Origin of the sequence: Candidatus Frankia nodulisporulans, assembly GCF_902806475.1 — a bacterium.
In the GTDB taxonomy this organism is placed as follows: Bacteria; Actinomycetota; Actinomycetes; order Frankiales; family Frankiaceae; genus Frankia; species Frankia umida.
This window is the reverse complement of sequence record NZ_CADCWS010000124.1, coordinates 1-11,996: the sequence shown is the minus strand read 5'-3', so window position 1 is coordinate 11,996 and position 11,996 is coordinate 1. Positions and strand designations below refer to the sequence as shown.

Below are 11,996 nucleotides of genomic sequence, written 5' to 3'. Positions count from 1 at the left end.
CGGGCTGTCGGCGGCGCTGCGCCTGGCCGGGGCCGGACGGCGGGTCACCGTGCTCGAACGGGAGGCGGGCCCCGGTGGGCGCGCGGGCCGGCTCGCCCTGGGTGACTACCAGTTCGACACCGGGCCGACCGTGCTGACGATGCCGGAGCTGCTCGCGGACGCGCTGGACTGCGTCGGGGAGAACCTCGAGGACTGGCTGACCCTCACCCGGCTCGACCCGATGTACCGGGCGTTCTTCGCCGATGGTTCGTCGCTGGACGTGCGGGCCGACCCGGCCGACACCGCCGCGCAGATCCGTGCGCTGTGCGGGCCGGCGGAGGCGGCGGGCTTCGAACGGTTCGTCACGCTGGTGACGGACATGTTCCGGGTCCAGTTCGCGCACTTCATCGACGCTCAGGTCGACTCGCCGCTGACGCTGATGCGTCCGGCGCTGGCCCGGCTCGCCGCGCTCGGCGGGTTCCGCCGGCTCGCCCCGGTCGTCGACCGTCATCTGCGCGACGAGCGGACCCGGCGGCTGTTCTCCTTCCAGGCGATGTACGCGGGTCTCGCCCCGCACGACGCGCTGGCGCTCTACGCGGTCATCTCGTACATGGACTGTGTCGCCGGGGTGTACCACCCGACCGGCGGGATGCACGCCGTGCCCGAGGCGCTGGCCGGCGCGGCCGCCAAACACGGCGTGACCCTGCGTTATGACACGACCGTGACCCGGGTGGAGGTGCACGGCGGACGGGCGGTGGCCGTGCACACCGCGGCGGGTGAACGGGTGCCCGCCGATGTGGTCGTGCTCAACCCCGACCTGCCGATCGCCTACGCCGACCTGCTGCCGCCGGGGACGGCGCCACGGCGGCTGCGGCGACTGCGCTACTCCCCGTCCTGCTTTCTGCTGCACGCCGGGGCCCGGGTGGACTACCCGCACACCGCCCATCACACCATCCACTTCGGTCAGGCCTGGCGACGCACCTTCGCGGAGATCATCGACCGCGGCGAGCTGATGAGCGACCCGTCCTTCCTGGTCAGCACGCCCTCGCGCAGCGATCCGACGCTGGCTCCGGCCGGTGGGCACTCCTACTACGTGCTGTTTCCCACCCCGAACCTCACCGCCGGTCTGGACTGGTCGGTGCTCGGCCCGCGCTATCGCGACGAGGTCATCGCCACCTGTGAACGGCGCGGCTATCCAGGTTTCGGCGCGGCCATCGAGGTGGCGGCCACGACGACGCCGGCGGACTGGCGGGCCCGCGGGATGGCGGCGGGAGCGCCGTTCGCCGCCGCCCACACGCTGGGGCAGACCGGCCCGTTCCGCCCGGGCAACCTGGCGCCGGGGCTGGCGAACGTGGTGTTCACCGGCAGCGGCACCCGCCCGGGCGTCGGCGTGCCGATGGTGCTCGTCTCCGGACGGCTCGCCGCCGAGCGCGTACTCGGACCGCGCCGCGACTACCGCTCCCGAGCCCTGCGCTGAGCGATAGTTCCTGAACAGGGGGTTAGAAGTCCCTTGGAACCTCGCCGTGCCGACTCGGTTGGTCCCCCATTTCGCCCGGCGGCTGGGAGAATACCGGCATGGACCAAGGGCGCAGCCCGGCCGGCCTCGCGGCACCGGACACCACGACAGACGCGGCGTTGCTCGAACGCGCCCTGTTCGAGATCAAGAAGGTCATCGTCGGGCAGGACCGGATGGTCGAGCGGATGCTCGTCGCGCTGCTCGCGCGGGGGCACTGCCTGCTCGAGGGGGTGCCGGGGGTCGCCAAGACCCTGGCCGTGCAGACCCTGGCGACGGTGGTGGGCGGTTCGTTCGTCCGCATCCAGTTCACCAACGACCTGGTTCCGTCCGACATCGTCGGCGCACGCATCTACAAGTCCACGAGCGAGTCGTTCGACGTGGAACTCGGGCCGGTGTTCGCGAACTTCGTGCTGGCCGACGAGATCAACCGGGCGCCGGCGAAGGTGCAGTCGGCGCTGCTGGAGATCATGTCGGAGAAGCAGGTCTCCCTGGGCGGAGTCACCCATCCGCTGCCACGGCCGTTCCTGGTGCTGGCCACCCAGAACCCGATCGAGTCCGAGGGCGTCTACCCGCTGCCCGAGGCCCAGCGCGACCGGTTCCTGATGAAGGTCACCGTGCCCTACCCGAGCCCGGCCGAGGAGCTGGAGATCGTGCGGCGGATGGGGGTGCGTCCCCCCGTGCCCGAGCCGGTGCTCGACCCGGCGAAGCTGCTGCGCCTGCAGGAACGGGCGGATAACGTGTTCGTCCACCACGCGATCGTCGAGTTCGCGGTGAGCCTCGTGCTCGCCACCCGCGCGCCGGAGCAGGCGGGGCTGCCGGAGCTGCGCGGCCAGCTCGCCTACGGCGCCTCGCCGCGGGCGTCGCTGGGCCTGATCGCCGCCGCTCGGGCCCTCGGCCTGCTGCGCGGCCGCGACTACGTGGTCCCCGACGATGTCATCGCCGTCGCCCTGGATGTGCTGCCGCACCGGCTGGTGCTGTCCTACGAGGCGCTCGCCGAGGGGCTCTCCGCCGACGCGATCGCCGCGCGCATCGTCTCCTCGATCGTCCCGCCGCAGGTCGCGCCGCGCCAGCAGGCCCCCTATGCCACCGGCGGGCCCGGCGGCCCGTACACCGGCCCGCACACCGGTGGCTGGGGCGCCAACCCACGGTCGGGTTTCCCCGAGTACCTCGAGCAGGGCCCGCGCGGATGACGGCCGGCACCGATCCGGTCATCGAGCGGACGCTGCGCCGCCTCGAACTCACCGTGCTGCGCCGCCTCGACGGCATGCTGCTCGGCGACCATCTCGGCCTGCTGCCCGGCCACGGCAGCGAGAAGGCGGAAAGCCGCGAGTACACCGTCGGTGACGACGTGCGCCGGATGGACTGGGCGGTCACCGCCCGCACCACCGTCCCGCATGTGCACGATCTCATCGCCGACCGCGAGCTCGAGACCTGGGCGCTGGTCGACCTGACCGCCAGCTCCGAGTTCGGCAGCGGCGAGCTGGACAAGCGTGACCTGACGATCGCCGCGACCGCCGCCGTCGGTTTCCTCACTGCCCGCACCGGTAACCGGATGGGCGCCGTCGCCCTCACCGGCGGCGGGACGAGGGCCTACCCGGCCCGCCCTGGCCGTGCCGGTCTGCGCGCGCTGCTGCGCAACCTGCTCACCACCCCCCGCACCGCCCACGACCGGCCGCTGCGCCGCCCCGAGCCGACCGCGGCCACCGACCTGTCCGTCGCCCTCGCGGGTCTGATGCGTCCGCCGCGTCGGCGGGGTCTGGCGGTGGTCATCACCGACTTCCAGTCCACCGACCTGAGCTGGGAACGTCCGCTGCGGGCGTTGGCCGCCCGCCACCAGGTGCTCGCCATCGAGGTGCTCGACCCGCTCGAACTGGAACTGCCCGCCGTCGGTCTGCTGCCCGTCGTCGACGCCGAGACCGGCGCCCTGCTGGAGGTGCCGACCTCGTCGCGGCGGCTGCGCGCCCGGTACGCCCAGGCGGCCGCGGCGCACCGGCGTGAGGTGGCACTCGCCCTGCGCCGGGCCGGCGCCGACCATCTGGTGCTGCGCACCGACTCCGACTGGCTGGTCGACATCGCCCGGTTCGCCGCGGCCAACCGGCGCGGGCGCGGCGCCGGTCGCCGGCCACCACTGGCCGCGACCGTCGCGGCCGCACCGGCCGGTGGGCGGGTCGGGCGGGCGGGCACGGCCGGGCGGGCCCTGTTCGCCCCGGCCACGGCCCCGGCCCCGCTCACCCCCGCGCCCGCGGGGGCAGCGGCGGTGAGGCGCTGGTGAACTTCCTCGCCGGCCACTGGCTGTGGCTCAACCTGCTGGTCGCGGCGCTGCTGGCGGCCTACGTCGTGCTGTCGCTGCGCCGGCGCGTCTACGCCGCCCGGCTGTCCTCGACCACCGTGCTCGCCTCGGTGCTGCCCCGCCGACCGGCCTGGTGGCGCCGGCACGTACCCGCCGCGCTGCTCCTGCTCACCCTGGCCGGGCTGGTGTTCGCGCTGGCCCGCCCGGCCCGCGCCGAACGCGTCCCACGCGAACGCGCGACGATCATGCTGGCGATCGACGTGTCGAACTCGATGGCCGCCACCGACATCGCCCCCACCCGGCTGGAGGCGGCCAAGCAGGGCGCCGTGGCGTTCGTCGACCAGCTGCCCCCGCGGATCAACCTGGGCCTGGTGTCCTTCGCCGGCAGCGCCACCGTGCTGGTGCCGGCCTCCACCGACCGCGAGTCGGTGCGCGCCGGCATCCGAGGGCTGCAGCTCGGCCCGGCCACCGCGATCGGCGAAGGCGTGTTCGCGTCCCTGCAGGGCATCACCACCGCGAGCCAGCGCCTGTCCGCCGGCGGCCAGAACCCACCGCCCGCCGCGATCGTGCTGCTCTCCGACGGTGAGACCACCCGGGGCCGGCCGAACTCCCAGGCCATCGAGGCCGCCCGGGCGGCCCACGTCCCCGTCGACACCATCGCCTACGGCACCCCCGGCGGCACCCTGGACGTCGGGGGCCAGGAGGTTCCCGTCCCCGTCAACGAGCAGGCCCTGCACGACATCGCCAACGAGACCGATGGTTCCTACCATCGCGCCGCCACCGGCGACGAGCTGCGCTCGGTCTACCGCAACCTGGGCAGCTCCATCGGTTACCGCACCGAGTACCGGGAGGTCACCACCTGGTTCCTCGGCCTGTCGGTGGCTCTCGGTTTCGCCGCCGCGGCCACCTCGCTCGCCTTCACCTCCCGGCTGCCGTGAACGCCGTAGCCGCCGCCGGCATCACCGATCCGCGGCTGCGGGCGTCCTACGCCCGGGCCCGGGCGCTGCACGCCGCGCACGGACGCACCTACTACCTGGCGACGCTGCTGCTGCCGGCGTGGAAACGCCCGCACGTCCACGCCCTGTACGGCTTCGCCCGGCACGCCGACGACCTCGTCGACGACCTCGACGCCCAGCTCGGCAACGCCGAACGGGCCGTCGCGCTACGCGCCTGGGGCGAACGGTTCCTGGCCGCCCTGCGTACCGGTGTGACCCCCCAGCATGTCGACGCCGCCCTCGGCCGCGACCCCGACGACCGCCACGCCCCCGACGACTCGGATGGCCCGGATGACCCGAGCTCCCGGGATGACCCGGACGGCCCGGACGGCCCGGGCTGGCGCCAGGCTCGGCCGGGCCGTGGCCCGGGGGCCGAGGTGTCGGTGCTGCCGGCGACGATCGACACAATCCGCCGGTTCGCCCTCGACCCGGGCCACTTCGCGGCGTTCCTGTCGTCCATGGCGATGGATCTCACCGTCACCGAGTACGCGACCTGGGACGACCTCGTCGGCTACATGTACGGCTCGGCGGCGGTCATCGGCCTGCAGATGGTGCCCCTGCTCGAACCGTCCGACGACAGCGCCCTGCCCTACGCGCGTGACCTGGGGCTCGCCTTCCAGCTGGCGAACTTCATCCGCGATGTCGGTGAGGACCTGCGTCGCGGTCGCGTCTACCTGCCAGCGGAGTCACTGGCGCTGTTCGGCGTCACCCGGGAGCGCCTGGCCACCGGCGTGGTGGACGGTCCGGTGCGCCGGCTGCTCGCCTTCGAGATCAGCCGGGCCCGGGAGCTGTTCCGCTGCGCCGAGCCCGGTATCCGGCTGCTGCACCCCACCTCACGCGACTGCATGCGCACCGCGTTCGTGCTCTACCGCGCCATCCTGGACGAGGTGGAACGCGCCGACTACCAGGTGCTGGACCAGCGGGTCTCGGTGGCGATGCGCCGCCGGCTCGCCGTCGCCGGCCCCGCCCTCGTCCGCGCCCACCGGGCCCGCCGCCGCAGCCCCGCGGGTTCAGAGCAGCTCGCGTCCGCCCAGGTAGGGGCGTAGCACCTCGGGCACCCGGATGCCGGCGTCGGCGGTCTGGTGGTTCTCCAGCAGCGCCGCGAGCAGCCGCGGGGTGGCGACCGCGGTGTTGTTCAGCGTGTGCGCGAAATGGATGGTGCCGTCGGCGTCGCGGTAGCGCAGGTTCGCCCGCCGGGCCTGCCAGTCGTGCAGGGTCGAGCAGCTGTGCGTCTCCCGGTAGCGGCCAAGCGAGGGAAACCAGGTGTTGATGTCGTTCATCCGGAACTTGCCGACGCCCATGTCACCGGTGGCGCACTCGACCACCTCGTAGCTGAGCCCCAGGTCGGTGAGGATGCGCTCGGCGGTGGCCAGCAGCTCCGCGTGCCAGCGGGCCGACTCGGCCTCGTCCGCGGCGCACAGCACGAACTGTTCGACCTTCTCGAACTGGTGCACCCGCAGCAGGCCGCGCACATCCCGGCTGGCGCTGCCGATCTCCCGGCGGAAGGACGCGGAGATGCCGGCGTAGCGCACGGGCAGCGCGGCCGCCTCGAGGATCTCCCCGGCGTGCAGCCCGACGAGAGCGACCTCGGCGGTGCCGGCCAGGAACAGGTCGTCGGCGGGTATCTCGTAGATCTCCTCGCGCCCCTTGGGCAGCATCCCGGTGCCGACCAGCGGCTCCTCACGGACCAGCGCCGGCACCGAGATCGGGGTGAACTCCCTGCCGCGCAGCAGGTCCAGCGCGTAGGAGTGGATCGCGCGTTCAAGCAGCACCAGATCGCCGACGAGGGCGTAGGCCCGCTCGCCGGCCACCCGCCGGGCCCGGGCGAACTCGGCCCAGCCCCGGCGTTCGGCGAGCTCGACGTGATCCAGCGGGTCGAAGTCGAAGCTCGGCGGGGCGCCGACGGTGCGCAGCACCACGTTGGCCGACTCGTCCGGCCCGACCGGCGCGCCGGACCAGGGGATGTTCGGTGTGGCGAGCATCAGCTCGGCCAGCCGCGCACCGGTGCGGGCGAGGCGTTCCCGGTTGTCCTTGAGCTGTCGGTCGAACGCCTCCTGCTCGGCGCGCAGCTCCGCGCGGCGGGCCTCGTCGGCCTTCGCGAACTGCTTCGAGCGGCTGCGTCGCTGCCCCTGCGCCTCGTCGACCTCGAACTGCAGCTTGCGGTTCTCCTGGTCAAGCTGGAGCAGTTCGTCGACATCCAGGTCGACGCCCTTGGCCGCGACCGCGTCCCGGACGGCCTGCGGGTTGTCCCGGATGAATCGCTTGTCGAGCATGCGTCGCGTCAACCCCTGAATGATCACGCCTCGTGGTGATGCCGCATCGCACCCCCACGGCCACGCTACCAGCCACCCCTGCGCCCCTTCCCCAGCCACGGACAGCCCCCACACAGGCAGCCCGGGCATCCCGGAAGCGGCATCGTGGGTCGGAGCGCCCCCCACGGTCGACCTGGAACAACAGTTACCGTGTGGAACGGTTACGGTGACGGTGCCCACGTCCCGGTGCCCATCGGTGCGTACCGCCCCTGGTGCGGACCGACTCCGGCAGGCGTAGGGCGTCCACAACCGTCAGTCGATACATGAGGAGGGCCGGCGACGGTGGCCACCAGTTCGAGGGATCGACGCCAACGCGAGCTCGCCGAGGCCCGGGCCACCCGGCAGGCCGAGCGCCGCCGCCAAACCCAGCGCCGCCGCCAGCAGCGGCTGGCCATCGTGGCCGGCTTCATCGTGGTCGTCGTCGCCGCGTCGGCGATCGCCGCCATCCTGCTCACCGGCAAGGACCACGACGACAACGCCACCGCCACGGCGAACCCGGCGACGACCCCCTCCGCCGCGGCCGCCGCGCCGACCAGCAAGGTCGGGGACTGCGTCTACACGTCCAACGGCGAGAGCCCGGCCCGCAACGCGACGCTGCCCAAGGCCGCCGCCAAGGTCGACACCTCCCCCGCCACCATGGTGATCAACACCAGTGCCGGGACGATGACCGCGACCCTGGACGCCGACAAGGCCCCCTGCACCGTGCACGCGCTGCTCACCCTCGCCGCCACGAAGTACTTCGACGACACCGCCTGCCACCGTGAGACGGCCGGCACCGAGGCCGGCATCTTCGTCCTGCAGTGCGGGGATCCGACCGGCACCGGTGCCGGCAGCCCCGGCTACGGCTACGGCTACGAGAACACCAAGGGTGTCACCTACGACCGCGGTGTCCTCGCGATGGCCCACAGCTCGCAACCCGACAGCAACGGCAGCCAGTTCTTCATCAACTACGCCACCCCGACGACGCAGGGCGCGGCCGCGCTCGCCGGTGGCTACACCGTCTTCGGCAGGATCACCCAGGGTCTGGACGTGCTGGACAAGCTCACCAAGCCCGGGGTCGAGGGTGGCGGCTCCGACGGCGCGCCAGCCAGCAAGGCCAAGATCACCTCGATCACCGTCTCCCAGGGCGGCTGACCCCACCGCGTCGCCAGCCCCGCCGTGCCCCACCCCGCCGACCGGCGATCAGCATCCGGTCCACCGGTCGGCGGTGGCGGTCAGTGGTCGGCGGTCGGCGGTCGGTTGATGACGTGGGTCGGTGTCGGTCGGGTCAGCTCGCCCAGCGCCGGACGGTGTCGATGCGGGCCTGCAACTGGGCGGCCGTGGCCTGGCCGCTCGGTGGCCCGCCGCAGCTGCGGCGCAGCTCCGCGTGGATCATCCCGTGCGGTTTGCCGGTGCGGTGGAAGTGCATGCCGACGAGGCGGTTGAGCTCGCGGCGCAGCTCGGCGATGATCTCGTGCTTGGGCCGGGCGGCGCCGTCCTCGTCCGTACCCGCGCTGGTGCTGGCACCGGCACCGGCGACTCCGGCGGTGCTCGCGGTGCGGGCGGTGGGTACCACCGGCTGCGGCTGACCGGGAGACTTCGCCGCCTCCTTGCGCGCCGCGGCCTGCTGGGCCGCCTGCCGCTGCCGCAGCAGCGTGGCTACCTGGTCGGGTTCGAGCAGGCCGGGCAGGCCGAGGAAGTCCTCCTCCTCGACCGAGCCGATCGCGGCCGGGGTGCCGAACTCGCCGCCGTCGAAGATGACCCGGTCCAGGTGGGCGGACGAGCCGAGCGCGGTGAACAGGGTGTCGGGCTGGTCGGGGGCGTCGCGGCGGCGGTTGGCCTCACGCAGCGCGTCGTCGTCGAAGGCGTCGGGGTCGCGCGGGGACTTCTCCAGCGCGTGGTCGCGCTGGACCTCCATCTCGCCGGCGAGCCCCAGCAGGGACGGCACGCTGGGCAGGAACACCGAGGCGGTCTCGCCCCGGCCGCGTCCACGCACGAACCGCCCGACCGCCTGGGCGAAGAACAGCGGGGTGGACGCCGAGGTGGCGTAGACCCCGACGGCCAGCCGTGGCACGTCCACGCCCTCGCTGACCATCCGCACGGCGACCATCCACCGGTCGGTGGAACGCCGGAAGTTCTCGATCTTCGAGGACGCGGTGGGGTCGTCGGAGAGGATGACCGACGGCGACGAGCCGGTGAGCCGGGCGAGCATCCCGGCGTAGGCCCGGGCGGTCGCATGATCGGTGGCGATGACCAGGCCACCCGCGTCCGGCATGCCACCGCCCCGGACCTGCGAGAGCCGGGTGTCGGCGGCGGCGAGCACAGCCGGCATCCAGTCGCCGCGGGGGTCGAGCGCGGTACGCCAGGCGGCGGCGGTCTGGTCGCTGGTCAACGGTTCGCCCAGGCGCGCCGACAGCTCCGCCCCCGCGCTCGTGCGCCAGGACATCTCCCCCGAGTACGCCAGGAACAGCACCGGACGGACGACCCCGTCGCGCAGCGCCTCGGCGTACCCGTAGGAGGAGTCGGCGATGCTGCGCAGCACGCCGTCCGTCCCGGGCAGGTAGGTGACGAACGGGATGGGGTTGACGTCGGAGCGAAAGGGCGTTCCGGTCAGGGCGAGCCGGCGGGTCGCCGGGGCGAACGCCTCCCGCACCGCCTCTCCCCACGACAACGCGTCGCCCGCGTGATGGATCTCGTCCAGGATGACCAGGGTGCGCCGCGCCCCGGTGCGGGCCCGGTGCAGGGCCGGATGGGCCGCGACCTGCGCGTAGGTCACGGCGACGCCGGTGTAGTCCGAGGACGTGGCGCCGGCCGCGTTGCGGAAGTCCGGGTCCAGGTCGATGCCGACCTCGGATGCGGCCGCCGCCCACTGCCGCTTGAGGTGCTCGGTGGGTGCGACCACGGTGATCCGGCTGATCTCGCCGGCGGCGAGCAGGTCGGCGGCGATCTGCAGGGCGAAGGTCGTCTTGCCCGCGCCCGGCGTCGCGACCGCGAGGAAGTCCCGCGCGCCCGACACCGAACGCGCACGGTAGATCTCCAGAGCCGCCTGCTGCCACGCCCGCAGTGGACGGGCAGGGGCGCCGGATCCGGTCGGTCGAGGTCGGCGGTCGAGGGGTCCGGCTCTCACCCCCACACTGTAGAAGGCCGGACCCGTGCGGGCGAAGGCGACGCCCGGGGCCCAACGGTCCGCGACGGACGGCCACCGGCTGCGCCACCGTCCGCGCCACAGGGTGCGCCACCCTCCGCAGTGGCACACCGACTGTCCACGAATCACACCGTCCACGAATGACACAGACCACAGGGACCACACCTTTTCCGCTTCTGGTCCCGGAAGGACCACGGACGGCATGCCCGGCATATCTCACTGAGGGTTAAGCTCCAGGAGTCAACCGATTGACTTCGGAGGCCCCGATGCAGCTCACGACCGCTCCCTCGGGGGCGTCCCGGACTTCCCCCACCGGTGCTTCCGTCGACGATGGCGCGCCATCCGGACGCGGCCCGGCGCCACGCACACCGAACTCCCGGCTGCGGCTGAGTCGGGAGGAGCGGGGCTGGTCGCAGGAACGGCTCGCGACCGAGATCCGCCGTTTCTCCATGGTGCACGACGGTCGCGAGGCCGGCGTCACCGGCAACATGATCTGCAAGTGGGAGAAGGGCGATAAAAAGCCCAGTCTCCGCTATCAGCGGTTGCTGCGCGCGCTGTTCGGTCGGTCATCGGTGGAACTCGGATTCGTCGACGACGAGGCACTGGCCCCCATCGGCGGCGCTGGTCGGTCGGAACCCGGCCGACCAGCGGATGTCGCGGGCGTGACGGTCGGCGGGGCGACCGTCACCGCGGGTCCGGTGGCGGCCCTGCACGGCACCGGCGGTGTGATCGACCCCAACGGCCCGCCGGTGGAGCGCCGCGACGTGCTGCGTCTACTGGCCGCCGGCGGCGGTGCGGCGGTCGTCCCGCTGGGCGCGGGCGCCGACGGCCCCCCCTGGGAACGGCTGTCCGCGGCGCTGCGGCGACGCGCCAGCGTCACCCCCGAGCTCGCCGAGGAGCTGGGCCAGCGCACCGCGGGCCTGTACGGCCTGGAGGAGCGCGTTCCCGCCCGGACGCTGATGCCACGCGTCACCGAGCATCTGGGGCGCCTCATCCAGCTGCTGGAGTCCACCGGCCGTTCCCCCCTGCGCCGCTCGCTGACCTCGACGGCCGGCGAGACCGCGGCACTGGCGGGCTGGCTGGCCTTCGACAGCAACGACCTGCCGGCGGCGACGGCCTACTACCGGGTCGCCATCGAGGCCGCCCGGGACGCCGAGGACCACGGGCTCTGGGCCTGCGTGCTGGGCTACGAGAGCTATCAGACCGCCAGCCAGGGCCGCCACGACCAGGCCTGCGCGCTGCTCGGTGAGGCGCAGCGACGGGCCGCGGCCGGCAGTACCGCGATGACCCGTGCCTGGCTGGCCGCACGCGAGGCCGAGGAGCAGGCCGCCCGCGGTGAGGGCCGGGCCGCACTGACCGCCCTCGACCGCGCCCAGGATGCCTTCGACCGCGGCGAGAGCGACGGCAGCCGGGTCTGGACGCATTTCTTTGACCGGGGCCGGCTCGACGGCCTGAAAGTCACCACATACACCAGGCTGCGTCGTCCCGCGGCCGCCTACGCCGCGGCGACCGAAGCACTGCGAGTGGCCGGACCAGGGGCCACCAAGAAGCGCTCCCTGCTTCTCAGCGACATCGCCGAGGTGCATATCCAGCGCCGTGAGATCGACGCGGCCTGCCACTTCGCCGCCGAATCCCTCGCAATCGTCGCGCAAACCGACTTCTCGCTGGGACTAGCCCGCGTCCGCCGCGCCCGCGAACACCTGCGCCCCTGGCAGCACACCCAGGTCGTGCGGGATCTCGACGACCAGTTGCGGGCCCTGGTCCAATGGCCGTAGGTTAA

At 73.2% G+C, this 11,996-nt stretch carries 9 protein-coding genes; 7 read left to right on the top strand and 2 right to left on the bottom strand.

Annotated elements, in window-relative coordinates:
• The 5 genes from crtI to G6R24_RS12635 all read left to right on the top strand — a co-directional run.
• On the top strand, nucleotides 1–1,456 hold a 1,456-nt coding region (crtI, locus tag G6R24_RS12655; protein WP_163549452.1), incomplete at its 5' end, for a phytoene desaturase family protein.
• A gap of 98 nt (nucleotides 1,457–1,554) precedes the next feature.
• Entirely contained in the window at nucleotides 1,555–2,685 is a 1,131-nt protein-coding gene (locus G6R24_RS12650; protein ID WP_163549451.1) for an AAA family ATPase, read from the top strand.
• On the top strand, nucleotides 2,682–3,767 hold the full coding sequence (locus G6R24_RS12645) for a DUF58 domain-containing protein (protein ID WP_163549450.1): 1,086 nt from the start codon (nucleotides 2,682–2,684) through the stop codon (nucleotides 3,765–3,767). Before G6R24_RS12650 ends, G6R24_RS12645 begins: the two co-directional genes overlap by 4 nt.
• Entirely contained in the window at nucleotides 3,764–4,723 is a 960-nt protein-coding gene (locus tag G6R24_RS12640) for a VWA domain-containing protein (RefSeq protein ID WP_163549449.1), read from the top strand. Before G6R24_RS12645 ends, G6R24_RS12640 begins: the two co-directional genes overlap by 4 nt.
• Nucleotides 4,720–5,826, top strand: coding sequence for a phytoene/squalene synthase family protein (locus G6R24_RS12635; RefSeq protein WP_163549448.1), 1,107 nt, complete (start codon nucleotides 4,720–4,722; stop codon nucleotides 5,824–5,826). Before G6R24_RS12640 ends, G6R24_RS12635 begins: the two co-directional genes overlap by 4 nt.
• On the opposite strand, the gene serS is transcribed toward G6R24_RS12635, so the two are convergent.
• Nucleotides 5,791–7,053 carry a serine--tRNA ligase gene (serS, locus tag G6R24_RS12630; protein WP_163549447.1) on the bottom strand — a complete coding sequence of 421 codons (1,263 nt, stop codon included), beginning with the start codon at nucleotides 7,051–7,053 and terminating at the stop codon, nucleotides 5,791–5,793. The two genes, G6R24_RS12635 and serS, sit on opposite strands and share 36 nt — an antisense overlap.
• 321 nt (nucleotides 7,054–7,374) lie before the next feature.
• Between serS and G6R24_RS12625 the strand changes: the two genes are divergently transcribed.
• The gene (locus tag G6R24_RS12625; RefSeq protein ID WP_163549446.1) at nucleotides 7,375–8,226 is read left to right on the top strand and encodes a peptidylprolyl isomerase; all 852 of its coding nucleotides are present in this window, start codon (nucleotides 7,375–7,377) and stop codon (nucleotides 8,224–8,226) included.
• A 133-nt stretch (nucleotides 8,227–8,359) separates the two neighbouring features.
• Here G6R24_RS12625 and G6R24_RS12620 read toward each other — a convergent pair whose 3' ends face one another.
• The gene (locus G6R24_RS12620) at nucleotides 8,360–10,198 is read right to left on the bottom strand and encodes a DEAD/DEAH box helicase (RefSeq protein ID WP_163549445.1); all 1,839 of its coding nucleotides are present in this window, start codon (nucleotides 10,196–10,198) and stop codon (nucleotides 8,360–8,362) included.
• Between the two features lie 284 nt (nucleotides 10,199–10,482).
• On the opposite strand from G6R24_RS12620, the gene G6R24_RS12615 reads away from it, so the two are divergent.
• Nucleotides 10,483–11,991 (top strand): helix-turn-helix domain-containing protein, encoded by a 1,509-nt coding sequence (locus G6R24_RS12615; RefSeq protein ID WP_163549444.1) that lies wholly within the window; start codon nucleotides 10,483–10,485, stop codon nucleotides 11,989–11,991.
• The last annotated feature ends 5 nt before the right edge of the window (nucleotides 11,992–11,996 follow it).